The organism is Bacteroides sp. OF04-15BH (genome assembly GCF_003477995.1).
Taxonomy (GTDB): Bacteria; Bacteroidota; Bacteroidia; order Bacteroidales; family Bacteroidaceae; genus Paraprevotella.
Genome location: NZ_QUEM01000004.1, coordinates 94,351 through 120,941 on the forward strand (window position 1 = coordinate 94,351; position 26,591 = coordinate 120,941).

Annotated in this window: 20 protein-coding genes and 1 pseudogene; 5 read left to right on the forward strand and 16 right to left on the reverse strand. The window is 45.8% G+C overall.

Features of this window, described 5'->3' with window-relative positions:
• Position 1 precedes the first annotated feature (1 nt).
• The 13 genes from DXA74_RS03010 to DXA74_RS03070 all read right to left on the reverse strand — a co-directional run bounded on the left by DXA74_RS03010 (position 2) and on the right by DXA74_RS03070 (position 16,841).
• On the reverse strand, positions 2-1,102 hold the full coding sequence (locus DXA74_RS03010) for a glycosyltransferase (RefSeq protein ID WP_118525406.1): 1,101 nt from the start codon (positions 1,100-1,102) through the stop codon (positions 2-4).
• A gap of 38 nt (positions 1,103-1,140) precedes the next feature.
• Positions 1,141-2,424 carry a glycosyltransferase gene (locus tag DXA74_RS03015; RefSeq protein WP_118525346.1) on the reverse strand — a complete coding sequence of 428 codons (1,284 nt, stop codon included), beginning with the start codon at positions 2,422-2,424 and terminating at the stop codon, positions 1,141-1,143.
• Positions 2,394-3,482 (reverse strand): glycosyltransferase family 4 protein, encoded by a 1,089-nt coding sequence (locus tag DXA74_RS03020; RefSeq protein ID WP_158576007.1) that lies wholly within the window; start codon positions 3,480-3,482, stop codon positions 2,394-2,396. The genes DXA74_RS03015 and DXA74_RS03020 overlap by 31 nt, the downstream gene beginning before the upstream one ends.
• 44 nt (positions 3,483-3,526) lie before the next feature.
• Complete coding sequence (locus DXA74_RS03025) at positions 3,527-4,843, reverse strand: hypothetical protein (protein ID WP_118525348.1); 1,317 nt, start codon at positions 4,841-4,843, stop codon at positions 3,527-3,529.
• The gene (locus DXA74_RS03030) at positions 4,840-5,838 is read right to left on the reverse strand and encodes a glycosyltransferase family 2 protein (RefSeq protein ID WP_118525349.1); all 999 of its coding nucleotides are present in this window, start codon (positions 5,836-5,838) and stop codon (positions 4,840-4,842) included. The genes DXA74_RS03025 and DXA74_RS03030 overlap by 4 nt, the downstream gene beginning before the upstream one ends.
• A complete protein-coding gene (locus tag DXA74_RS03035) occupies positions 5,819-6,757 on the reverse strand; it encodes a glycosyltransferase family 8 protein (RefSeq protein ID WP_118525350.1) in 939 nt (312 codons plus the stop codon). Before DXA74_RS03035 ends, DXA74_RS03030 begins: the two co-directional genes overlap by 20 nt.
• 8 nt (positions 6,758-6,765) lie before the next feature.
• Complete coding sequence (locus tag DXA74_RS03040; protein WP_118525351.1) at positions 6,766-7,749, reverse strand: glycosyltransferase; 984 nt, start codon at positions 7,747-7,749, stop codon at positions 6,766-6,768.
• Complete coding sequence (locus DXA74_RS03045; RefSeq protein ID WP_118525352.1) at positions 7,733-8,704, reverse strand: glycosyltransferase family 2 protein; 972 nt, start codon at positions 8,702-8,704, stop codon at positions 7,733-7,735. Before DXA74_RS03045 ends, DXA74_RS03040 begins: the two co-directional genes overlap by 17 nt.
• Positions 8,686-9,726, reverse strand: coding sequence for a glycosyltransferase family 2 protein (locus DXA74_RS03050; RefSeq protein ID WP_199666062.1), 1,041 nt, complete (start codon positions 9,724-9,726; stop codon positions 8,686-8,688). The genes DXA74_RS03045 and DXA74_RS03050 overlap by 19 nt, the downstream gene beginning before the upstream one ends.
• 239 nt (positions 9,727-9,965) lie before the next feature.
• Entirely contained in the window at positions 9,966-12,722 is a 2,757-nt protein-coding gene (locus tag DXA74_RS03055) for a substrate-binding domain-containing protein (RefSeq protein WP_118525353.1), read from the reverse strand.
• A 138-nt stretch (positions 12,723-12,860) separates the two neighbouring features.
• On the reverse strand, positions 12,861-13,751 hold the full coding sequence (locus DXA74_RS03060; RefSeq protein WP_118525354.1) for a carbohydrate kinase: 891 nt from the start codon (positions 13,749-13,751) through the stop codon (positions 12,861-12,863).
• Positions 13,752-13,759: 8 nt separating this feature from the next.
• Entirely contained in the window at positions 13,760-14,923 is a 1,164-nt protein-coding gene (locus DXA74_RS03065) for an MFS transporter (protein WP_118525355.1), read from the reverse strand.
• Between the two features lie 43 nt (positions 14,924-14,966).
• Positions 14,967-16,841 (reverse strand): GH32 C-terminal domain-containing protein, encoded by a 1,875-nt coding sequence (locus DXA74_RS03070; protein ID WP_118525356.1) that lies wholly within the window; start codon positions 16,839-16,841, stop codon positions 14,967-14,969.
• A gap of 227 nt (positions 16,842-17,068) precedes the next feature.
• On the opposite strand from DXA74_RS03070, the gene DXA74_RS03075 reads away from it, so the two are divergent.
• The 3 genes from DXA74_RS03075 to DXA74_RS03085 all read left to right on the forward strand — a co-directional run bounded on the left by DXA74_RS03075 (position 17,069) and on the right by DXA74_RS03085 (position 22,160).
• Positions 17,069-17,836 carry a YaaA family protein gene (locus DXA74_RS03075; protein WP_118525357.1) on the forward strand — a complete coding sequence of 256 codons (768 nt, stop codon included), beginning with the start codon at positions 17,069-17,071 and terminating at the stop codon, positions 17,834-17,836.
• Positions 17,837-17,950: 114 nt separating this feature from the next.
• Positions 17,951-18,517 carry a thiol peroxidase gene (gene tpx / locus DXA74_RS03080; protein ID WP_118525358.1) on the forward strand — a complete coding sequence of 189 codons (567 nt, stop codon included), beginning with the start codon at positions 17,951-17,953 and terminating at the stop codon, positions 18,515-18,517.
• A gap of 265 nt (positions 18,518-18,782) precedes the next feature.
• The gene (locus tag DXA74_RS03085) at positions 18,783-22,160 is read left to right on the forward strand and encodes a discoidin domain-containing protein (RefSeq protein WP_118525359.1); all 3,378 of its coding nucleotides are present in this window, start codon (positions 18,783-18,785) and stop codon (positions 22,158-22,160) included.
• 104 nt (positions 22,161-22,264) lie between these two features.
• On the opposite strand, the gene DXA74_RS16530 is transcribed toward DXA74_RS03085, so the two are convergent.
• The 3 genes from DXA74_RS16530 to DXA74_RS03095 are packed head-to-tail and all read right to left on the reverse strand — an operon-like array spanning position 22,265 to position 23,626.
• Positions 22,265-22,453, reverse strand: coding sequence for a hypothetical protein (locus DXA74_RS16530; protein ID WP_233550435.1), 189 nt, complete (start codon positions 22,451-22,453; stop codon positions 22,265-22,267).
• Positions 22,429-22,968 carry a DUF3307 domain-containing protein gene (locus DXA74_RS03090; RefSeq protein WP_233550436.1) on the reverse strand — a complete coding sequence of 180 codons (540 nt, stop codon included), beginning with the start codon at positions 22,966-22,968 and terminating at the stop codon, positions 22,429-22,431. The genes DXA74_RS16530 and DXA74_RS03090 overlap by 25 nt, the downstream gene beginning before the upstream one ends.
• Positions 22,961-23,626 (reverse strand): RNA polymerase subunit sigma-70, encoded by a 666-nt coding sequence (locus DXA74_RS03095; RefSeq protein ID WP_233550437.1) that lies wholly within the window; start codon positions 23,624-23,626, stop codon positions 22,961-22,963. The genes DXA74_RS03090 and DXA74_RS03095 overlap by 8 nt, the downstream gene beginning before the upstream one ends.
• 219 nt (positions 23,627-23,845) lie before the next feature.
• On the opposite strand from DXA74_RS03095, the gene DXA74_RS03100 reads away from it, so the two are divergent.
• Positions 23,846-24,226 (forward strand): hypothetical protein, encoded by a 381-nt coding sequence (locus DXA74_RS03100; RefSeq protein WP_147401012.1) that lies wholly within the window; start codon positions 23,846-23,848, stop codon positions 24,224-24,226.
• Between the two features lie 2 nt (positions 24,227-24,228).
• A pseudogene (gene bioA, locus DXA74_RS16905) lies at positions 24,229-26,570 on the forward strand (adenosylmethionine--8-amino-7-oxononanoate transaminase).
• The last annotated feature ends 21 nt before the right edge of the window (positions 26,571-26,591 follow it).

Consider the following 26,591-nt stretch of genomic DNA (forward strand, 5'->3'; position numbering starts at 1 on the left):
TCTAATACAACTTCATACTTTCATCAATCATCTTCTCATAAGTAAAGAAACGCTCATAGCGCTCTTTCGCACCTTTACAAAATTTATAGTACCTGTCTGCATTTTCCGTCACAAACAAAATGCCTTGCGCAAGTGCTTCCGCATTTTCAGGTTCAACATTCACACCGGACACAAGATCCTCATTCACCCAAGCCACACCGGAATGAGGAATTTTTGTTGCAACAACAGGTTTACCACATGACATCGCTTCTATCTGAACAATTCCAAATGCCGCCGTTTTCTGTATGGAACTCATACAAAAAACATCACACGCGGCATAATAGGCCGGAAGCTCTTCATCAGAAACGAACCCCAACAGCTTTACCTTCTCCGTCAGATTCTGACTTTCAATCTGATTCTTCAAAGATTCGTATAACGGACCTTTTCCTCCTATCAGAATCACATAATCTGAAGGTAAAAAACGAGCCGCGTCAATCAAATATGTAAAACCTTTGTATTCTATGAGTCTTCCTAAAGAGAAAATAATTTTCTTTCCGGAATAAGTCTGTCGTATTCCCTCCGCAGCTTCTTTTGAAGAAGACATTGGCACCACACCAATAGGCAGACAAAAGGTTTTATGCTGTACATCTTTCAGAAATGGAGACTCCTTTAAATATACCGGACTCGTTCCAACCACAATATCAGCACGCTTCAACAACCATTTTTGAAATGGTTGATAAAAAAGCAGAAGGAACTTCTGTTTTAAAATATCACTATGCCAGTGTAACACAACCTTTCCTTTGTATCTCGAAAAGAAAAGAGAAAAACAGGCCATAGGGTCCGGGTGATGAATATGGATCACATCATACCTGGAACTTATCCTTTTCAATTTCAAGATCATAGCCGGGGATATCATTGTGGCAGATATTTGAGTCCATGCGTAGCAACAAATGAGATTTGCATACTTGTTTAAGGTTTTATTCTTCAGACTCTTGTCTCTGACTGCGCATAACATATCACAATATACCCCTCGTTGCGATAAACCACTCATCAGGTCATACATTACCTTTTCAACTCCACCCTTTATAGGATAGAACTTACCTAACTGTAAAACTTTTTTCATGTCATTATGCAAAAACCATACTAAAGAGTCTCGCAAAGTTAAATTTTTTCATGGTTGCGAGCAAGCATTTCTTCATAAATTTTCAAATAAAATTTATATTTGCTTTCCTTGCTAAAGTTATTTATAGCATACTCACGACAAGAACCTTGAAAATAAGTTTTTCCCAGTAAAACAATTTTATTTATTTCTTGAGCCAACTGTTTAACATCTCCCTGCTCGACTATGACTCCCGTTTTTTCCGTTATAACTTCCACACTTCCACCTGTTCTATAAGTAATTACAGGTGTTCCACAGGAAATGGCCTCCATATTAACCGTCGGAAAATTATCTTGCCAGGTTGGATTTACAAAGACGTCTGCAGCAGCGTATAACTGTGCCATCTGTGATATGTTCTCAGTGCGTTCGATACCAATCATTTTATCATTTAAAAAACTTTTCTGTTTTTTTGTAACCCCGACCAAGACAATCACTTTATCTTCTGATAAAAGAGAGGATAATTTGCAAAAATCTTTCAATCCTTTTTCTTCACTCCAAATACTGGCAACCCCCAATATGATATGCTTGCCCACCAAACCAAATTGTTTTTTAACACGGTCTGTATCCTCTGAAGGAGCGAAGACATGAGTATCGATTCCGTTGTGCACAACACGGCATTCATAATCTTTCAAAAAGGATTTCTCCATTTCTGACTTTAACCATTTCGAAACAGGAGCAAACAGCAACCGGTTGCGTGGTATAGAAGTAAAAGCCTTCTGTTTATCCAGCCAATTCCGGGCAGAACGGTCATAGAACCAGCTTGCAGGAAATTTCCTTCTTTGCGGACAGTTGCCACACCCCGACTGCCACTTATCACAACCGGCATAATCATAATAATAACAGTGACCGGTGTATAGCCAGCAATCGTGTACTGTCCATACCACAGGAATATTACTTTTGGAAAGAAAATCGAATAGCATTGGATAATTCAGGAAATACCCATGTATGTTGTGGATATGAATCACATCTGGAGCAATTTCACGAATTCTCTGAATAAATCTCTCAGTAGCTTTTTGGGATGCCAAGCCATGACGGTCAAACAGGCGCGTCATAACACCATGCCAAGCTACACTCCATAAATCCCCCACCGGCACTACTTGAGAAGTGGAAATGCGTAAACCATCTCTGCCTTTACTGTAAGCCAAATAGCTCTCCCAACCGTTTTCTTGAACCAAATCTGCAATTTCCTGCATAATACGCCCTGTTGAAGTAGAAGGACGTAAAACTGGATTTATTTGTAACACTCTTTTTTTTCTCATTTCATCTGAATAAACAAGTCCATCCATTTTTTCATAATCACTTCTTCGGAATATTCTGCAATAATTTCTCTTGCGTTTTGAGAGCAATATGCACGCAGAGCATTGCCTTTCATCATGAAGGACAAAGCCTTTGCCAAAGCAACAATATCTCCCTCGGGTACTATCAGGCCATTTTCCTGGTGCCGTATGATATCCTTAGGACCGCATTTAAAAGCAAAAGAGACAACTGGCACTCCACAAGCCATCGCTTCAATCATCACCATAGGAAAGCCCTCATAATTGGAACTCATAACCAATATAGAGCTGCTGACATATTCCTGACCGATATCGGTTGTCGGAGCGTGAATTTCCAAACTGTCTTCCAGTCCATATTCCTTGATTTCATTCAGCAATTTGTCCTTCCATTCACCCTGACCGAATATATCCAGCTTCCAATCTGACAGTTCAGAATCTTCCTTAACAAGTTTCCAGGCCTGAATCAGTTTGTCAAAGCCTTTCTGATAATCCAAACGCCCCACAGCAAGAACCCGTTTCACACTGGGATCGGCATAAACATTCTTCAGGCGCATTGCAGCATTGGGAATCACCTGAATATTGGGCAAATCCCCCCAATATTGCCGGTCTTCCTGAGTCAAGACCACAAAACGGTCGAAACGACGAACCAACCTTTCATCTGTCCGTGTACGCCATTTATCAATCAACCCCAGAATTCCCTGGCGCCCATATTGCAAACGGAAAAATTTGCAATAATGCAGTTCCAAGATTTTTTTACTGCCATCCTTTATGTCTGGAATGAAAGAGGACTCTGAAGGATAAAGGGATACCACAAAATCCGGCTTTTCCTGATACAACAGTCTGGTAAGCCGTTTTTTATGAGCCCGCTTACGCTTTAAATATCCCAGAACCTTAGTCCAGACGGGGCCATTGTTATCATCGGAATAATTAATATCCAAATCTATCATTCGTACCGTATCCGGAAAAGGATAAAACGCAGGTCTTCCTTTCTGATCCGTAGTAACGATCAGTATTTCCCAATCCGTGTGCTGAGACAAATAGGTGACTTTGTTCAGCAATACACGTTCCATCCCACCTGGATTGTATACAGAATGCACGCAATAAACTATCTTCATCATTCTACCTGTTCACTTCTCAAACATACCTGATTATAATCATCATTCTCCTGCTCGCCAATCATCAAAAACAAGGCATAAAACACGAATATATCTGTGGAAACCTTTAACCAAAAGACGAAATTCAATGAAATCAGGATCAAGAAAATCAAATGTTCCTGCTTAAAGCGGTTCATCAGAATCTGTCCCAATTTGATAAAATAACCACAGAAAATTCCTAAGCCAACAACACCAAAATAGAAAATGAATCTCAAATAACCAATATCAGTAGCTTTATAAAAGCCGCCCCATTTCGGTCCAATATAATAGGGATCTGAATAATATGGATTATCCATATAACCATCCCCAATCACCCAGGTTTTAAACGAATCCGGAAGAACAAACATGTTTTTAAGAATTTCATTGGAATGAACATCCCACCTTCCGGTTTCGGCCAAACTGAAAAAGCCTTCAAAAGCAAAACGGAAATTCTCCCTTACTTCTGCATTGGTCTGATAAAGGAATACGGATATACCTAATCCTAAAACAGTTCCACCTGCAAAAATGCTTATAAGTTTTTTTCGTGACGCTTCATCACGCATCCGAAACAGTACCTCATAGACTAAATATGCCAAGCAAACCAATACTCCAATCGTTGTGGTTCTGGAAATCATATTACCGATTGCTCCAATAATAAAAATTGCAGCCACATATGACCATAAAGCCCATTTATTCTTTTCCAGATCAATATGAGTCATCATATAAGCAATCAAAGTCAGAACGGCGGCAAAACGAGTTCCGGCAACGTCCAGACTGGCTCCAATTCCATACAATCGTTTTGTCTCCTTCAGTGTATTCAAATCCACAAAACCCAAACCTGCCACATAACGATTTATCAATTGCTCAAAAGAAGGACTGGAAGAAATGATCATCGCCAAAATACATTGCATCACACATACGGCCACCAAATAATTTCCAACTAATACAACAGATGCTTTGCCATGCAAAGCTCGAATCAAGGAAACTACGGTATAAGCTCCTCCACACCATACCCACATGGAAATGATATAGGTAGCATACATGTAGTCATATGTATTATTATATACTACTGCAGCAAAACCCGCCAATGAAACGCCCAAAGCCCAAAGGCTAAGAGTAGAAAAATCCTTATCGATGGTAGCATCACCCCTACGACTCATTCTCAATCCCAATATAACGAGACCCAGAGCCGCCAACATCATTTTTGTATTTATTCCCGGCAGAAATGTAAATTCTATTGGAAAAAAATACAAGCTGGTTATCACCGTCACTACCAGCATTCCGATCATTTTTCTCATTTATAACCCAAAATTAATTTATAAACAAATTCTTGCATTACCTTATTATATAACCAAACCACCCAATACTGCTTCTTCCAAGCAAACCACTGTAAGATTCTTGTACGAAAACAGACAGACTTATTCTTCCAAATAAATCTGTTGGATTCCTGATACCAATCAGACCATAACCTGTACATCTGAAAATCATCGGAGATCAACAAGGGCAATTTAATGCTTAATTTAAAATATTCCAAGAAAAGATCAAACTTCTCTCCGAACTTTCTTTTGATAAAACCAATCGTTTCATCAACATTATGATTAATGTCAGCCAAATGCTTTTCACTCCATGATGCTGTCATCGCTCCTGAATTGGTCCGGACATAATGATAATAAGCCTGCGGCACATAAGCAACACTCTTTGCGCAAGCCATCAGTTTGATTATCGTCATATCTTCTCCCATAGAATATCCCTCTGGAAAAAGAATACCCTGATCGTCATACAAACTTCTTCGAATAAGCTTATTCCAAACATTATATTTCATTGTCCCGGATAAAACAGCCTCTAAAGCCTCTTTTGGGGTTTTGCAGTTTGGTTGCGGCATATAACGCTCTTTTTCCTGATAAGACAAAAACCAGTCACTCCAAACCAAATCGGCCTGCTGCTGCTCAGCAGCAGCATACAAATCTTTCAACATGTCCGGCTCCGCAAAGTCATCACTGTCCATATGAAAAATATATTTACCTCGTGCAACTGCCAACCCTGTGTTCCGGGCAGCTGGCAACCCTCTATTGGACTCATGTTTCAAAACGACGCAATCAGCTTTTCTATGAGGATATTCCGCCATCAACTTCATTAGAAGATCCATACTCTGATCTGGTGTCGAATCATCTACAAAAATAAATTCAACATCTTCCAGAGTCTGCCGAAAAAGAGAGATCACGCAACGCTCTATAAATTTTTCGACATGATATACCGGAACAATGACACTAACTTTATATGGTTCTCTTTCCATAGACAAAATACCTGATCAAGATTTTAATTCTTTTCCACAAAGGAAGTTGATCCAATTCGTTCAGTTTATCATAAAAGAAATCAAAATAAAACTTCTCATCAAAGAAAGGAGATTTACGATAATATTCCCACCATATATCGAAATTAACACAAAAGCCTTTCCAAGGTTTCTGTCCATTATAGTGAATTATTCCATTTGACAATGCCTTTTCTATTTGTATTTGACTCCAATGTGTTATAACAGTTTCTCTTTTTTTCACAAACAACTCATTTAAATAAGTTGTTAAACAGAACTCCGGTTCCAGATATACTATTTTTCCAGAACAAACGATATTCAAAACATCTAAATCCTGAAATTTAAATTTTTTATTAGCAAATTCTATAAACTTCGATGTTAATTTGTCCTCTCTTATCTTTTTAGAGTTTAAAATAATATTTCCAGCATATATAATATTATTAGGATCTGCCTTTTCAAGTTTGGAATAATACAAATTCATATCTGGAATCATGGGAACCATGGCATTAACCCCAGCGACATATGCATTCTCCAAATCCGTATTCATATAGATCTCAAATAAATCAGAACGGAATATTACATCTACATCTGAATAAATAATTTTATCATATTCAGGTATAACTTCGGGAATTAATAAACGGTAATAAGTTGCCACGGTAATCCCTCTAATCTCAAAAGAATTTTCAAATATATCATCAACAGCCCGATACTGTATTCTACAATTTTTATAAAACACTAACAATTTATCCAATTGTTCTTTTTCCAGTTCAATATTAGGTGAATGCAAAATGAAAATATCATAAAAGGTATCTTTCTTTGCATTCATCAACAATGATGACATACAAACGCAGGCTGGAAGTATAAAGTTATTATCAAAAGAAAAAACTATAGGAACTATATTCATAAAAATTATCAGCTTACTTTATATTTATCTTTAGTTATTAATGGAATACTTTTATATTCATTACTTCTTATAAAAAAAACAGCACTATTTATAGCTTTATATTTCAATTTCATAATCTCAAAATCAAATTTCAGAAACGAAACTGACAAAGCAAAGATAAACGTATATAAAATACAAAAAACACTCAACATCTTACCAGACAATGATTTATCAGGCATATAGATATAGCGATGCCAAAAAACCGTTTTAAAAAAGAAATCGGAATAAATGAGTTTCTTTTTTTTGCTTTCTTCCATGTTATTTCCACCATCCAAATGGACAAAACCATGTCTATACCATGTTAGAATTCTATATCCATACAGATACATCTTATAAAACATGACCTGATCATCACCCAAAGCATATTTTTGGCTATCCATCCATAACTCTTCCGAGAATTGTATACTCAAGAAAACCTTCTTTGAGCACAAAAAACATGCACCGGCATTTGTCTGTGACCAATAGACTTCTTTACTCGGGTATTTATTATAAGAATAGCCCGAATTTCTCATAACTTTATACCCCCAATAACTGTCGTTCCTTCTGGCTCTCATTCGTCCAGACAACGTCATAAGCATCTCATGAAAAAAAGGTCTCTTGGCATTGGGATAGATGTCCGGTGAAATTACATCTGCATTATTTTCATGCAACAAAGCGAACATTCTTTCAACGGTATTTGATGGAAAACATAAATCATCATCCAAAAAAAGAATATATTCAGAATCAACCTCATCATACGACAGTGCTCGTTGAGATACCATCCCTTTTTTTACATAAATATATTGTTCATACCCAATTGTTTCTTTAGGAATGGAATAACCCTCAGCAATATAAACAAGTATCTGCTTAGGTTTTATTGTCTGGCAATTTAACGAATTCAATAACTTCTGATATTTCTCACCAGCAGTACCTAAAGTTCGAATAACAGCAGAATATTCAAATCGATTTTCCATGTCTCAAATGTCTAAGTAATAACATAAATCTTGATAAAAGTGAGAAATGATGCGTTACCCCCCACATCATTAATTTCAATTTAAAGTTGAGATAAGGACAAGACCATATATATTGATGGCTCTCGGGATGTAAACTTAAGAATTTATCGTAAGTCTGAGTATTCAAGATCCATTCCTGTTTACTTTTTAAGATTCTCCAGCAAAGTGGTTCCTGAAAAATCTCATAAACATTATTTTTCTTGAAGTAGTTGATTACATCCAAATACATTATTTGCTCATCATGCATTGTTTTTTCTGTCATGTTGTGCACTATCGATTTCTCATTCTGCCAATAATAGTAATAGGCATGAGGAACACGTACAATCTTATTCGCGTGATATAACAATTTTACAGATAAGTTAAAATCTTCGCAATATGAATATCCTTCCATAGAAGACAACTTATTCTGTACATATATAGCTCTTCTCACTAACAAAGTAACCAAAACCGTCCAGCCCGAAGCAATATATTTGTTCAATGCCAAGTTTTTTTCCTCATTCCAATCTGTAGTCTGATAATAAACCGTTTTATCCGCATATACCATCTGAAAATCACATGAAACAATATCTGCCTGATGCTCTATCGCAGCATGATACATGTCAGCAATCATTGAAGGATGAATCCAATCATCACTGTCGCAATGAATCACATACTCACCCGTAGCTGCCGCCAATCCACTATTCCTTGCAGCAGCTAATCCTTTATTTTTTGCATGATTTACAACAAAGCAATTGTTTTTTCTTTCTGGATATTCAGATATCACTTTTTCTAAGATATCAATACTATTATCCGGCGTAGCATCATTGACAAAGATATATTCTATATCCTTAAAAGTCTGCTCAAACAAAGAACGAGCACATTTCTCTATAAATGCTTCTGTTTTATAAACTGGAATTATTATTGAAACTTTAGGCATCTCAAAACTCTATTTTTAAATTTCGCTAATCTATGTCTTAATCTAAACAAAAGAACTCCCTGATATGGATTCACATAATAAATTATTGATTTCTCAATATATCCATAATCTCGCATCCAGGATAAAACCAACTTCCGTTTTTGCTTTAAAGAAAACCTCTTTATATAGATTCTGGCATTCTCATAATACATATTGTCTGCCAGTGTTTCTAATGTATAATAATACATAGAAATACTAGAAACTTGAAAGAATCCTTTTAGTAACTTATCTTGTGTTTCCAACGATCGCTCATGAAAAAATTCACACATATCGAAAGAATCTTCCAACTTCTTAGGATTAATGCTAAAAGAAACACTATTCTCATTTTTTCGATACGCATAAAACCTTAAATCCGGAAGATACATGCAACGAGGTTCTTTTAAAAAAAACAAAGAATAAAAACGCATATCTTCAAGAAAGATTCTATTCGTTTCAAATCGAATATCAGTTAAAAGGGATTTTCGTATTAATGAAAGAAACAAAAAAAACTCTCCGGTCATCACATAGTTCAGAAATTCAGAAGAGGTCAATACGCGATAAGCATATTTCATCTTTTGCTCTGAAGCATGCCGGGAGAATAATTTTTCTCCTTTCATCCCAACTGCAACATACTCTCCACGCACAAGATCCAGATTCTCACTGACTGCTTTCACGAGCATTTTCTCCAGACAACATGGGTCTATCCAATAATCATCTGCATCTAAAAAGATTACAAAATCTCCTTGAGCAATGTCCAATGCCTTATTTCTGGAATCTGAAACTCCTGTATTTTCTTTATTGACAACCTTTATTCTTGAATCTGACTCACTATATCGATAACAGATCTGTAGCGAAGAATCAATACTGCCATCATTTACCAAAATCAATTCCCAATGAGTGTAAGTTTGGGATTTTACATTTTGTATGCACTCATCCAGAAAAGATTCAGCATTGTATATAGGTACAATAACAGATACTAATGGCTCTTTCATTAAATCATCCATCTCAAATTTCTTTAAATTTACCAGAAATCAAATTTAGAACTAGAACTGTTCATAGTTTGCAATTATGCTATTTAAATTCTTAAAATGTCACTCATTGTAAACTAATTCATGACACAGAGCAAAGTTCTGTGCAATGAATTAGTTTTACAATTATGCATGAATATATGCGCTACAAAATTACACCTTTTTGTTTACAATACAAAAAAATAGCACATTTCATATAAATTAAAAACAAAGGTTTACTGGTCTGACTGATTCTTGCGTTTCAAGAAATCCGTGGGATTCTCGCCGAAATACTCGCGATAACACTTGGCAAAATAGGACGGAGAATTGAATCCTACCTCAAAAGCTACCTCTGAAATGGTCTTTTCCGTAGAGGCCAGCAGTGAAGCGGCTTTCTTCAGACGTGCCATGCGCAACAGCTCGTTAGGTGGATAGCCACAGAGAGATTTGGTCTTACGATAGAGCTGCACCCGGCTCAGTCCCACCTTCTCGCCCAATTCCTCTACCGTAAAGTCCGCACGGTGCAGGTTGCGGGCAATCAAGGTGCGCAATTTCTCTACAAAGCCCTGATCCAGATCATGTCCCTCCGTCGTGTCAGTCAGCGGCAAAGCCCCCTCTGCAAAGAAATCTTTCAGGCGTTTGCGGTTTTCAATCAGGTTACTCAGGCGCACCTGCAACAGTTCAGCGCTGAACGGTTTGGCTATGTAGGAGTCCGCTCCGCACTGATATCCTTTTATTTTCTGTTCGGCCATGTCATAGGCTGTGAGCATCATCACCGGGATATGACAGGTCTGCAACTCCTGTTTCAACCGGCGACAGCACTCCATACCGTCCATCACCGGCATCATCACGTCGCACACCACCGCATCGGGCACATACTTCATAGCCAACTGCAAACCTTCCTGTCCGTTGGCAGCTTCGAGCACATTATAGTCTTTTTTCAGGAACGAAGAAACATACGCCCGTATATCCTGATCATCATCAATCACCAGCACGGTTTTCTCCTTTCCGGTCACCTCGGCATGAGCAGCTACCAACGAGTGCTGCTCGGCCTGCAGGATAGCCCCCTCCTTAAAGTTGAGCGTATTTCTCGGCAGTGTGTCCAGAGAATGCACTTCGCCCTCCTGTTCCGTCGGAATCTCAATGCAGAATCGGGTGCCCTTACCCGAATCACTATCCACCTGAATCTGTCCGTGATGCAATTCTACAAAGGCTTTTACCAGGGCCAATCCGATGCCTGAACCTCCGGGATGTACCCCAATCTGATAGAAGCGGTCGAAGATATGCTGCACATGTTCGGCCGACATGCCTACCCCATCGTCGGTCACCGTCAGACGAAACCAGCGCTTTCCTTCTTTCTCAAAAAATACCTGCTCCACGGTTACCGTGCCGTTCTCGGGGGTAAACTTAAAGGCATTCGAAAGCAGATTGTAGAGAATACGCTCCAGTTTTTCGGCATCGGCCACCACCTCGGTCTGTTCCTCGGAAGCGAACCGGCACAAGAAATGGATGTGCTTCCGGTAAGACAGCGCCTTGAAAGAGTCGGCCCACTCGGCCATAGCCGTACCCAACTGGAAACGCGACAGATTGAGCGTCAGTTTGCCGTTCTCATATTTCCGGAAATCCATAATCTGATTGGCCAGACGCAGCAGCACGGTCACATTCTTGTGGATGATATTCACCAGAAAATGTTCCTGCTCATCCAGATTCCGGCTTTTGAGCAACTGCTCCACAGGAGCGGAGATCAAGGTCAGCGGGGTACGGATGTCGTGCGACACATTGGTAAAGAAGGCCAGCTTGGCACGTGTGGCTTCTTCTACCTGATGAGACAGTGCGATCAGCTGGTCGCGCTGATCCTCCAGTTTCGTCTTTTGAGCCGAAAGTTCTTCATTCAACCGTTTCTTGGTCCAGAAGGCACGTACCAGAATCACAAGCAGCATTCCGGCCAGAAGCAGAATGAGCAGACAAGCCCACAAAAGTATCCGCTGCGAAGAATAACGCATCAGAAAGGTATCCAGCTGCTGGTCCAGATATTCGATTTTCCGATCCAGAGTTTCAATATGTTTGGTCTGCATCTGCATCACCCGGGCATTCTCACTGTTGACCAATGCCGTGGACAAAATATTTTCTTTCTGATAAGGCTCACCGCGGAGAATGTGCATGGCCAGCTGCAACAGGCTGTCGCCGGCCGTAGGATAAATGAAAGAAGCATCGAGCACCCCTTCACGCACCAGATTCACCGCACCGGAAAGGGCATCTACGCCCACAAAAAGAATGTCCTTGTGACGGTTTCTCTTCTTGGCCGCTTCGTATGCACCCAGCGCCATACGGTCGTTTTGGGCAATCACCATATCAATATGAGGCTGACGCGTCAGGATGGAATCGAAAGCGCGCTCGGCATCTGCCTCCCGCCATCCGGCACTTGCCGTGGCCAGCACCTCGATGCCGGGACTTTTGGCCAGTTCTTCCATCATTCCCTGATGCCGTTCTGTAGCGGGAGTAGAACCGGTGAGTCCCGTGAGCTCTACAATATTTCCCTTTCCACCCAGACGCTGTTGGATATAGTTTCCGATGCCGCGACCGATTTCCCGATTGTCGGCACCTATATAAGCTGTATAACGCGAAGAATGTGTCTTGCGGTCGACCAACACGACCGGCGTTCCGGAGCGATAAGCCTTTTCGATAATCGGTGTCATGCTTTCGGCTTCGTTCGGAGCCACCACCAGCAAATCCACTCCCTGTTTCAGCAGAGAGTCTATATCCTGAATCTGCTTGCGGCTATCGTCGTTGGCCGACGTGATTTTCACCTCCACTCCGGGAAAGAACAGGGATTCGCGCATAATCTCCCGATTCATCTGCGTGCGCCATTCATCCTGACTGCACTGCGACACGCCGATTACGTATTCGGCTTCAGCAGGCTCACAGGAGGCCAAAGTCAACAGAAATCCGCCACACAAAAGCAGTTTTCCGAAAAATATAGATTTCAAATTCATTTTGGTTTTCCAGTTTGTTTGATGTATTAAACAAATATAAGCAGATTTTTTGAATTCTCGGATATGCCTACCGACAAAAAAAGCGGCATTGTCGCAAAACAATGCCGCTACAAATCATCATAACCTAAAACCAGAAACCTATTTGAGTCTGTTAATCAATTCAGCAGGAAGTTCTGGCATGGCTCCGTTCTGCGTACAAACGTAGGCTGAAGTTTCCACTGCCAGTTCGTGTGCCTCGCGCACGGTCTTGCCGCTCAGGATTGCCGCAACAAAGGCTGCGGTAAACGAGTCGCCGGCTCCTACCGTGTCGGCCACCTCCACTTTCGGAGTTTCTACAAACGACATCTCGCCCGGTGTGAACACATAGCTTCCGTTCACGCCACAGGTCAGGATGAGCATCTTCAGGTTGTACTTGCCCAAAAGAATCCAGCACTTGTCCTGAAGGTCGATGCCCGGATAACCGAACATACGGCTCACGGTAACCAGTTCCTCGTCGTTTATCTTCAGGATGTTGCATCTTTTGAAAGAGTTGCACAGGATTTCCTTGGTGTAGAAGCTCTGACGCAAGTTGATATCAAAGATCTTCAACACATTGGCATCGTGAGGCATGGCATCGAGAAAAGCGTTGATGGTGTTGCGTGACACCACGCTGCGCTGAGCCAGCGAACCGAAACATACGGCACAGGCCTGATGGGCCAATTCATCCAGTTCCTTGGTGTATGGGATGTTGTCCCAGGCCACACCTTCCTTGATGTCGTAACAGGGCACTCCTTCGGCATCGAGTTCCACCTGAACGGTTCCGGTGGGATAAGGCACTGTTTCGATCTGCATCTTCAGTTTCTTGGCCTGAAGATTCTCCAGGATCTCAGCTCCCAGTTTATCTTCGCCCACAGCACTCACCACTTTGCTGTTCAGTCCGAACTGCGATACATGATAGGCGAAATTGGCAGGAGCGCCACCGATTTTCTTTCCTTCGGGCAGCACATCCCAAAGTGCCTCACCCATACCGACAACTATATTTTTTTCCATTTCCTAATTTATCTTTTAATTTTAAAGGTATATGCCAACAAATAAATCACTCCCACAGTCATCACGGCCACAGCTCCACTCTGTCCTACAGCGTCGCTGGCCACACCCATGGCCAACGGGAACACGGTACCGCCGAACAGACCCATAATCATCAGACCGGACACTTCGTTCTTCTTGTCGGGCACATGCAACAGTGCCTGAGAGAAGATGATCGGGAAGATATTGGAGTTTCCGAAACCGATCAGCGCAATGCACACGTAGATCATCGCCTTGTCTTCAAAGACAAACAGACCGGCCATGGCAAAGAGCATCATCATCACACTGAATCCAAAGAAGGATTTAGACGACATTTTCTGCAGGATAAACGAACCGAGCAGACAGCCTGCCGTACGGAAGATGAAATAGAGGCTTGTGGCGAAGCCGGCCTCGGCCAGACTCATGCTCAGGCGCTCCATCAGAATCTTCGGAGCGGTGGTGTTGGTACCGACATCGATTCCCACATGACACATGATGCCGAGGAATGACAACAGTACAAACGGACGGGCCAACAGCGACACACTGTCTTTGAAACCGGAAGCACGGTCCTGCTCCTCTTCCTCAATCGGTGTGGAGGCCAACAGGAATACAGCCAGAATAGAGATGACCATATAAACCGGGAACAGTACCCGCCATCCCAATCCGAAAGCCGGGATGGCACCGGTGGCTCCCCACACGGCGATATACGGAGCAAGGAATGAGGCAATGGCCTTGACGAACTGTCCGAAAGTAAGGCTGCTCGCCAGCTTGTTTCCGGTCACGATGTTACTCAACAACGGGTTCAGAGAGGTCTGCATCAGCGCATTTCCGATTCCCAACAAGGAGAAGGAACAGAGCATCAACAGGTAGCTCTCGCCGAAGATCGGCAGCAGGAGGGACACGAAGGTCACCACCAGACTGAGCAACACGGTCTTCTTACGACCGATGCGGTTCATCAGAATGCCCGTAGGCACCGAGAAGATCAGGAACCAGAAGAACACCAGCGAAGGGAAGATATTTGCTTCGGCGTCCGTCAGCTGCAAATCCGATTTCACGTAATTGGAGGCAATGCCCACCAGATCGACAAATCCCATGGCAAAGAAACAGAGCATCACCGGGACGAGTCGGAATATCTTAACTTGATTGTCAGAAGTCATAATCTTTAAGTTTATACATTATTGATACAGGCAACCGATGTTTTTATAGGCTCAGGCGATAGGCCTTGACTTGTCCGAAAGCAGCCTTACCACCCTCGGCAAAGCACTTCAGAGTATTATACACTTCGGTTGGGAACACCAGATTGGTCATGGCAATACGTCCGCCGTCTACAAAGAGTTCTACAGAGCACTTGTCCACAAATACATTCAGATGATAAGTCTTTCCGGCGCACAAAGACAGTGGAGCCCAGGTAGCCAGTGCGAAGTCATCCTTATAATTGATAGAATTAGTTTTGCGATGGTCGTGTGTTTCCTTCTCATGCGGAACAGCTTTCTTGCCGAAGTCTGTGATACCGCTTTCCGTACGATCCATCACGGCGCGTCCGCTCTTCAAGTCCAGATAAATTGTAGTGTGCTCACCCTTTGCGTTGCTCAATTCGATACCTACCTTGGAAGCATTTCCCGGAGTGATGTCCATCTCCAGCTCATAAGCGCCCTTGTTGTCGGCCAGCAGGTTGTCTGTAATCTGTTCCTTCTCTACCTCGAAAGAACCCAGATCGCGGGTTTCCTTACGCAGAGCCTGTACCTCCTTGGCAGCATTGGCGGCCATATAGATCTCACCATTCTGAGTGTAGAGCGACAATTCACGAGGCAACGCGTTGATGCCGCGGAACTGCTTGGTCGGAGTCAGGTTGGCATACTGCCAGTTGCTCATCCAAGGCACAGCCACGACGCGGTCGCCGGTATTGGAGAAACATACGGTTGCGTAATGATCCTTACCGAAATCCAGCCATTTGGTTGTCTCCGGCTTGTTGTCGCATACGAAAGTGGTTCCGTCGAAATCACCTACGAAATATTCTGTAGCGCTACCGCCGAACAGACAGCCCGGGTTGATGTTTACAATCATCACCCATTTCTTCTTGTTCGGATCACCGTCTACCGGCAACTGTACGAAGTCGGGGCACTCAAACTGGTTCGGCTGCACACCGTATCCTTTTCCGAAACCGCTCAGATACTTCCATTCTTTCATGTCGGAAGACGAATAGAAACGCATCTCCTTATCGGCCGATACAATCATGTACCACTTCTGGGCCGGCTCATACCAGAAGACTTTCGGATCGCGGAAGTCCTTCAAACCGTCAAAAGGAGTCAGAATAGGATTTCCTTCGTACTTGGTGTAGGTGCGTCCCTTGTCATTGCTGTAGGCCATACACTGAATCTGTCCGTGCTCGTCGCTGGCGGAAGTGTAGAAGGCAATCAGAGCATCCTTGCCGAATCCGGCGCTGTTCTTGTTGTCTACAACCACGCTACCGGAAAAGATATGTCCCAGTGTGTCGCGGGCGATGGCGGGTTTCAGATGATCCCAATGCATCAGATCCTTGCTCACTGAGTGGCCCCAGTGCATGTTGCCCCACAGAGAACCATAAGGGTTGTACTGATAATACAGATGATACTCTCCGTCCTGATATACCAGTCCGTTGGCATCGTTCATCCAGCCGTAGAGCGGTGTGTGGTGATACAGCGGACGATAATAATCGGTGTTGGTTACATCGAAGGTATCCGACATTTCGATCAGATTCCAGCAGGCGGCATTCTTGTTTACCTTACCGATCACGACGGTTGCCTCGTCGGCTCCTTCCGGCAATTCAAAAGGAACGAAATAGTCGGCGCTGTCTACAGCCAGACGCACGTCCATGGCCATGTCGGCAGGATTGCCGGTGTCCAGTTTTACCTTACCTTCGGCCGAAGTTTCCTGAACCGGAAGCAACAGATACTTCGATGGATTTTGAATATGTACGATTGTGGTTGTGTCGTTTACATGTTCCAGACGAATGTTCTCTTTAGTCTGCACACAGGCAGTAAAAGCAGCTGACATCAGAGCAGCTGACAAAAGGAATAAGGGTTTTCTTGCGTTCATAATACAAATGTTTTTAGGTTGATTGATTGTTTCGTGTCACAAAGGTAACAGAATGATTACAAGGGGTATAACACAAATGTTACATTTCATGCAACAAATGTTTCATGCAACATTTCTAAGATAAAATGCAACCGGTGTTTTCTCTTTTACCCATGCTTTCCTATCTTTGCAGCGATAATCCTTTATTGCAGCAAACAGAAACCTGAAATTAAAAACAAAAACCGATTATGCTCACATTTATTTCCTGCGCCAAAACGATGACAGCCCGTACCAAAGTGGCCGTTCCTTTCACCACCGAACCACTCTTTCCGGAAGAAGTGCAGCGGCAGGTGGCCCGCATGGCAGCTCTCGATACGGTCGAAATGGGACGCCTCCTTCATGTCAATCCCAAACTGGCCGCACAGAATTGTCTGCGCTATCACGATTTCTATTCCGAAACCAACCGCCCGCTTCCGGCTCTGCTCTCATACACGGGAATGGTCTTCAAGCGCATCGCTCCTCAGGACTTCACTGCCGATGATTTTGCCTTTGCCCAGGAGCATCTGCGCATCACCTCTTTTCTCTACGGACTGGTGCGTCCGCTCGACCTCATCCGCAACTATCGTCTTGAAGGCAGCGTTCCGGCAGAAGAAGGAAGCCGCGAAACCATATTTGAACACTGGCGCCCACGGCTCACCGAATGCTTCATCCGCCAGATTCAGGAACAGGGCGGCATCCTGGTCAATCTGGCCAGTGCCGAAATGAAAGACCTGTTCCACTGGAAGGAAGTGGAAAGTTCCGTGCGTGTCATCACTCCCGAGTTTTATACTCTGAAGAACGGAAAGCCGACCACCGTCGTGGTGTATGCCAAAATGTGCCGCGGCGAAATGACCCGCTTCATCATCCGCAACCGGATAGAAGATCCCGAGCAGCTCAAGGCTTTCACCTGGGAAGGGTTCACTTACCATCCCGAACTCAGCGAAGGCGACCGTCTGGTGTTCTGCATGCAAGCATAAGCATGCCCTTTTCCTTAAAAAAGCAGAAAACAACCAAAGTAACGTAGAAATATTGTACTTATTACAATTTAGAATTTATATTTGCGCATGAAACCAATTTAAATAAAGGAACTCATGAAAAAATCGCGTTACTTATTATTGGCTCTTGCCTTTTTAGGATTCCAAACAGCCACTCAAGCACAGGAGAAAGTCATCACCCGTGGTCAGGAAGTCAGCACCAACGGCAACATGCCGGCAGTAGGTGCCGCAGCGCCCGAGTTTACCGGAACAGATAAGGACCTGAAAGAAGTGTCGCTCTCTTCTTTCCGCGGAAAACATGTCATTCTGAACATCTTCCCCAGTCTGGACACCCCTACCTGCGCCATGTCGGTACGCCACTTCAACGAGGCGGCTTCGGCACTGGACAACACCGTGGTGCTCTGCCTCTCCAAAGACCTGCCCTTTGCACAGGCGCGCTTCTGCACTGTAGAGGGAATTGAGAATGTCATCCCGCTGTCGCTGTTCCGCAGCGAGGCATTCGACCAGACTTATGGTCTTCTCATTACCGAAGGACCGCTGAAGAATCTGGCCGCGCGTGCGGTGCTGGTTCTCGATCCCGAAGGAAAGGTCGTATATCGCCAGTTAGTCAAGAACATTTCCGAAGAGCCGGACTACGACCGTGCTTTGGAAAGTATCAAATAGTGAAAACCAACCATTCCTTATACCCTGCCCGTCCTCTGAACCATTCCTTATTTCAGGAAGATCAGAGGACGGGCTTTTTTATCATCGACAGTTTTCCCTCACGTTAATATATTCTTATAAGGTGAATATATGTTTCATATCCCCCTGAAAAAAATTATTTTTCTTAATTTTGAAGGAGAATCAAAGGTAACAGAAACCTCCTGAGTCGCCAAACAGCTTCAAGAAAAGTCGCTTTTGCGTCAAAGGAACTAAATCACAACAGCTTATGAACAGAAAGGGAAAAGTCGTTGGTTACTGTCTGCTCACCTTCCTGACCGCATCGCCGGCCTGGGCCCAGGTGCAGATCAGCAAGAATGCGAATACCGTAACCATCGGAAACCAGTATCTCAGCCGCACATTCAGCATTGCCGACGGGGTATTGAAGACACAGAGTATCGAAAACAAGCGAACAGACGGTAAGGCAACAGTCTACACTCCGGCTGCCGGCAGTGAAGAATTTGTCATCCGCGCTCTGGGAAAACCGGTAGCTCCTATGGCCATCGGTCGCAAAGGATGGACGGCCACAGCCTCAAGCTGGTGCAACGACGGTCCGAAAAGCGGTAAAGCCGAATATATTATCGACGGGGACAAACAGACCCTGTGGCACACCAACTACCGGGATGACGGAACCGGAAGCAAGGATTTCCCTTTCTGGTTCGATATCGACATGAAGAAGGAAAACACCTTCAAGAGCTTTGCCTACGTGCCGCGTCAGGGTGCCGAGAACGGACGCATCAAGGGATTCGAACTGTATGTGTCCAACAGCCTGAAGGATATTGAGCAGCCCCAGAATCTGGTGATGAAAGGCGAACTTACCATGAACGGTGATGCCGCCTGCTGGATGAATCTGCCCAAGGAAGCCAAGGGCCGCTACATCCGTTTCAAGGAGATTTCTTCGCAGAACGGACTGAAATACGGTACCTGCGCCGAGTTCTATGTGAGCAAGGACAACTATATCGACGGCAGCTACCAGCTGAAACCATCGGCCATGAAGCTGAACGGTGTGAAGGAAGAGAATATCGAGGGCGGAAAACGTCTGGTCTTCGATCTGGCTCCTTATCAGGCCAACAACATCGACTGGGATGTGGATGTGGTTTATGAAATGAAAGACAACGACCACTTCATGCGCAAATACCTGCGCATCGCCGCTCCGCAGCAACAGCAGGCACAGGCCCGCATCGACTATATCGACATGGAGCACCTTGGAGTGGCTTCTGCCGACAACACCTGGACTCACCCGGAGATGGGCGAAGGTGTAGGCGGTATGTCGGGCTACCACATTTCTTTGGGCCAGCCGGTCTATATCGACGGTATGTTCCTCGGTTCGGAATTCCCGCAGACCGAGAACGAGATTGCCGCCCAGACCGCTCATGTGCGCTACTACAGCGGCAAGTCTCTGGCTGAATTAGGCCAGGAAAACCGTCTGGATGCACAGGGAGCCTTCACCACCTGGAGGAATGTCTTGGGAGCTACCCGCAGCGCCACCGATATGGATGTGATCCAGTCGGACTTCTTTGCCTATATCAACAGCATTGCCCGCCCGGCCAACCTTCGCATCCAGTATAATTCCTGGTTTGACTGGATGATGGACATCACCGAAGAAAACATCCTGTCTTCCTTTAAGGAAGTGGAGCGCGGTCTGTCGCAGCAGGGCATCCGTCCGGTGGACAGTTATGTGGTAGACGACGGATGGAACGCCTACGGTCCGTATGAGAAAGAGAACACCACCGGCTTCTGGCAGTTCAACAGCAAATTCCCGAACGGCCTGACCAAACCGAGCGACTTCGCGCACCGCGTGTCTTCCAACTTCGGTATCTGGCTCGGCCCGCGTGGCGGTTACAACTACCAGTACGACTTTGCCAAATTCCTGGAGAAGAACGGCAATGGAACGGTCAACAAGTCCAACTACGATATTGTTACCGGCGACAAGCAGTATCTCAAGAAGTTGCAGGAATTCTTCCTCGACTGCCAGAACAAGTACGACGTGAACTACTGGAAGCTCGACGGATTCTGTGCCAAGGTGCCGCAGCCTTCTGAAAACGGACGTTACATCACCGGCGGCAAGAATGGCATGTACTACATGACCGAACACTGGGAGCGTTGGGCCAACCTGCTCGACACTCTCTATCTGGATGCCGACAAGCGCAACAGCAACCTGTGGATCAACCTGACCTGCTACATGAACCCGAGTCCGTGGCTCCTGCAGTGGTGTCAGTCCGTATGGTTGCAGATTTCTGCCGATATGGGCCGCATCAAGGTAGACGACCAGCGCGACCGCGAACTCGACATGCTGCTGAGCTACCGCGATGACCGCTACTTTGACTTCATCAAGACCCGTCAGTTCCAATTCCCGTTCAGCAACATCTTCAACCACGATCCGCTCTACGGAAAGACCTACTGCGTGGCTCCGAACTCTATGGACGACGAAGAGTTCCGCACCTATCTGTATATGATGGCCACCCGTGGTGCTGCCTTCTGGGAACTGCTCTACAGCTACAACATGATGGACGAGGGCAACAAGTGGATGATCAATGCCGAAGCCCTGCGCTTCCTGGAGAACAACTACGACATCCTGCGCCATGCCAAACTGATCGGCGAGACTCCGGCCAACGGAAACTGCTACGGTTACTCTTGCTGGAACAACAAGGAAGGTATCATCTCCGTGCGCAACCCGAAGAGCGAACCGCAGACCTTCACCATCAAGCTGAACCGTACCATCGGTGTGCCGGAGCAGGCCAAAGACCTGTGGCGCACGCTGGTTATCAACCATAACAGCAAGAGCGAGGACGACAACAGCAAGCCATTCCAGTATAACGACGAGATCAGCGTCACCCTGCAGGGCGGCGAGGTACGCATCTGGAAATTCTCACCGGACAAGGATACCACTCCTGCCGAACTGGTTTGCCTCAAGGCCAGCGACGACACCATCCGCGCCGAGTTCAACGAACCGGTCAAGGTTACTGCTGCCAACTTCAGTCTCTCCGACGGCACACAGGCTGTCAGCGCCGAGACGTTGCCGGACAACCGCACCGTGCTGCTCACCTTCGGTAAGGAGCTGAAAGAAGGAAAGGCCTACAAGCTCAATCTGAACAACATTGCCGACTGGAACGGCAACAACACTCTGGGCGAGTCACCGGAATTCTACGCCTACGACGACCAGAGCATTCTGGAGTTGGACGATGAGCGCCAGCTGAAGAGCAAGAAAACCGTCAAGGCCAAGATGAGCGTGAGCGGTACTGCCGACTTCAACGTAAGCTGTGCCGTAAACACCACGACCATTGAAGGAAACCTCATCAGTCAGGAAGGTGCCTTCAGTGTGGCTCTCGAAGACGGTAAGGTGAAATTCACCGTAGGTCAGCTGTCCGTCACTTCCAACACCGATGTTGCCGACGGCAAGTGGAACACCATCTCCTGCTGCCGCGAGAAGAACGGTATGCTGAAAATCTACATCAACGGTGTGCTCGACAAGTCTGTCTACAATGCCGACATTCTGAACGAGAACCTGTCTTTCGCCCCGATAACCATCGGTCAGAAAGGACTTACAGGAAGCATCAAGGATGTAGAACTGGAGAACAAGGCCCGCACCTTTGCTGAAGTAGACTAATCCCCGAATCCCTTTCGGGACCTAATATTAAATGGTTTTTAAAACGCCTCGAAAAGCGTTTTAAAAACCATTTAATCATTTATACGACCATTAACCCAAAAGGATCAGGACATCACAAAATATTTAACGGCCAGTCCACAAGCAACCGCTATACCAAAGCTCAAGAAGGTACCTGCCAACACATATTCTGTTTTTGCCGTATCTGTATCTTTAAAACGAAGCAAAGATTTTGCAGCCACAATAAAACCGATAGCTTCAAACTGTCCGATCAGAACAAACAACAAAGTAAGCATACGTTCTGATTCCCGATTAAGCCTCCTGCATTCTTTATATCCTGACAGGAACTGGCTTCACCTATTTGATAACGCTCCAGAATAAGCTTAATCATAATATTGGTCGGTTTCATACAGAATAAGACGGCCAGAAGTAATCCGGGTAAGAAAATGTCAGGCAATATGTCCAAATACTGTAACGGCATAGCCTTCTGAGGAAGAAAGTTTGCCGCAACCAAAAACAAAATCACAAAATGAAGAAGCTGATCCAAAAGAAAAGTCCACAGTTTTGGACTCAGATATGCCTTTCCGACATCAATCAGCCAGTGGCTTCCTACAATCAACAACGCATATTTCCAAAAATCAAGTTCGGGAATCGCCACCCAGGATACAGCACCAATAACAAGGGCGTGCAAATACATAAAAGGACTTTTTACCTTCCGTTCCGCTTTTTCCCGACAAAATTTGTCTTCTTGAAAATAAAAGTCAGCAATGATATGCGCCAGACACAAGCTCAATAACACCCAACTATTCATGACCGGAAAAATTTAATTGTTCCCAAAAGTTCAAAGTTTCCTCAATACAATACCACTTGGCAGAGGTCGAATGCTGATTCACTCCAGACTGGTTAATCCCCAGTATATTCGCAATTTCCTGTTCACTTTTTGCCAGCAGTTTATAATACAGCACCTCACACTGACGGCTGGTCGCATTGTTTAGAAGCGCATCTATCAATATCCCCACTGTGCGCAAGGCAGATTCCTGCTGCTTGTTTGTCGCACCAATCAATAAGGTAATCTGCTTATTCGAAACCGGCATTGCATTCAGTGTCCGTCCCGACAGATAAATGGCTTCTCCATCCATAATCCCCTGTTCCCGATCTACAAGGCGCATCTCCCCCAATCCCAGGGCCATACGCACCCCATAAGTCAGAAACAGTTTTTTTCCTTTTGTATCATGCACCGGAAAAGATTTGATACGGGTTTTAAGAAGCAAACCAACCCGCAAAGCATCCTTTGCCGACGGCAACAGGCACTCAATATAATCCCCTTTAATCAAACGCCCCCAAAAACCGGGATACCTTCCTTCAAGAAACAGAAACAAATCTTCTATTCTTTGCTTGAGAACTATTGTCTCGTCAATGCTCAATGTCGTAGAAGAAACAATATCGGCAGAAATAGCAGCATACATCATTCACATTTTTATTAAACATTCCCTTGCAAAGATATTAAAAAAACTTTCCCACGCAAGCATTATTAGCCAAATAACTTATAATCGCTAAATATAAGCGATAAAGCTTATAATTTGATAGAATCAGCAATAAAACTGATTAACTTCAGGGTCAGAAGCAAAACCCCTCCTCAAAAGACAGATAATTCCCCTGAATTTTGTATCTTTGCTCCGATGAACCGAATGACACGACATATCCGCCCCGTAATCCGTTTCCGCCAGTGGAGCCGGAAAGCCTATGCTGCCTTTGCCAGCCTGGGCCGTGAGGTCGTCATCAGTCGTGTGGGAAAGAGTATTACCGAAGCTTCGCTCTGCAAGGTAGCCAAATACACCGTGCGCGAAATGCGTCACTATATTCCCGGCTACGAGGCAACCGAGGCCGAGCCCGCTCCCCCCGACATCGGAACTCCCGAACTGGAACTGATGCTGCTTGTTGAACCGACGATCCCGGCGGTTCCGGCTGCTTCGTACCTTATTAATAATAACATCGCAGTGCGTCCTGCGCTTCAGCCCTTAACAGGCCGGAGCGCAGGACGCATTGTTTTTATCTATAAAACCAATTGACTATGGAATTACCAGAAGTATTAGAGAAACTGAAAGAGAGTATATTGCAAGGCGGAGAAGCCAGTCAGGAAGAAATCCTGGCTTTGGCCGCCGAACTAAGTGACGCCCAGGGCACCGAAGCCCTGTGTCAGGCCGCACATGAGATCACCGTGGCCTGTGCCAGCCGCCACTTTGATATGTGTTCCATCATCAACGCCAAGTCCGGCCGCTGCAGCGAGAACTGCAAGTGGTGCGCCCAGTCGGCCCATTACGGCACGAACGCCGAAATCTACGGACTGGTATCCGAGGATACCATCATCGAGCACGGACTGCACAACGAGTCTAAGGGCGTGGAACGCTTCTCGCTCGTCACCAGCGGTAAGAAACCTTCCAACCGTGAGGTGGATGAAATCTGCAGCCGGGTACGTGCCCTGAAAGCCAAGAGCCGCATCCGGGTGTGCGCTTCGCTCGGTCTGGCCACCGAAGAACAGCTCGTCCGTCTGCGTGAGGCCGGTGTGGAGCGTTACCACTGCAATCTGGAGACCGCTCCCTCCTACTTCGACTCCCTGTGCACCACCCACAGCCAGGCCGACAAGATCGAAACCCTGCACGCCGCTCAGCGCGCCGGCATGGAAATCTGTTGCGGCGGCATCGTGGGTATGGGCGAAAGCGAGGAGCAACGCATCGAGCTGGCCTTCAAGCTGCGCGAGCTCGACACCCGCTCCATCCCCATCAACATCCTGCACCCCATCCCCGGTACTCCACTGGGCAACACTCCGCTGCTCAGCGACGAAGAGATCCTGCGCACCGTGGCCCTCTACCGCCTGATCCATCCCAAGGCCTATCTGCGCCTGGCCGGCGGTCGTGCCCGTCTGAGCGAGGACACCATGCAACGCGTGCTCCACGCCGGAATCAATGCCGCCATTGTGGGCGACCTGCTCACCACCCTCGGCTCCGGCATCGACGAAGACAAGAAGCGTTTCACGGAAGCCGGTTATCAGCTCTAAACAAGCTTCCGACAGTACTTTATTTAAAGAACAATCAAACAAGAAAAAACATGCTTACTCATTCCAATTCTATCCTGTTCGATACCTTCGACCGCGACCACCTGTGGCATCCCTATACCTCCACCACCAACCCGCTGCCCACGTATAAGGTGCGCAGCGCCGAGGGCTGCACCATTACCCTTGAAGACGGCACGCAGCTCATCGAGGGCATGTCCTCCTGGTGGTGCGCCGTGCACGGCTACAATCATCCCGTTCTGAACCATGCCATCGAAGAGCAGCTCCAGAAGATGGCCCATGTGATGTTCGGCGGACTGACCCACGAACCCGCCATCGAACTGGGACGCCTCCTGCTGCGTCTCGTTCCGGACAATATGCAGAAGATTTTCTATGCCGACAGCGGTTCCGTGGCCGTGGAAGTAGCCCTCAAGATGGCCGTACAGTATCAGTATGCCTGCGGTCGTCCGGAGAAGAACAACTTCGTGACCATCCGTTCGGGCTATCACGGCGACACGTGGAATGCCATGTCCGTGTGCGACCCCGTGACCGGCATGCACAGTCTTTTCGGCAGCGCTCTGCCCGTGCGCCACTTTGTGCCCGCTCCGCAGAGCCGTTTCGACGGAGCATGGGACGAGCACGACATCGAGCCGTTGCGCCAGACCATCGAAGCCCATCACCAGCACCTGGCCGCCCTCACTCTGGAGCCGATCGTGCAGGGAGCCGGAGGCATGCGCTTCTATCATCCCAACTATCTGCGTGAGGCCGAGAAGCTCTGCCGCCAATACGGTCTGCTGCTTATTTTCGACGAAATCGCCACGGGATTCGGTCGCACGGGCAAACTCTTTGCCTGGGAACATGCCGGCGTGAAGCCCGACATCATGTGCATCGGCAAGGCACTGACCGGCGGTTACATGACCTTCTCGGCCGTGCTCACCACCGATCAGGTAGCCGATACTATCTCCACCCATGAGCCCCACGCCTTCATGCACGGCCCTACGTTTATGGGCAACCCCATGGCCTGTGCCGTGGCCAAAGCCTCCATCGAACTGCTCCTGTCCTACGGATGGCAAGAGAAGGTGGCCCGCATCGAGGAACAGATGCGCCGCGAACTCGCTCCCGCCCGTGCTCTGCCTCAGGTGGCCGACGTGCGCGTACTGGGCGCCATCGGTGTACTCGAAACCCACCGTCCGGTCAACATGGCCCGCATGCAGCGCCGCTTTGTGGAAGAAGGCATCTGGGTGCGCCCCTTCGGTCGCCTGGTCTACATCATGCCTCCCTTCATTATCCGTCCGGAAGAACTGAGCCATCTGACCAAAGGTCTGCTCAAAATCGTGGCCGAACTCGAGAACTATTCGGAGTAACGCGCCAAAAAGAACAAGAGG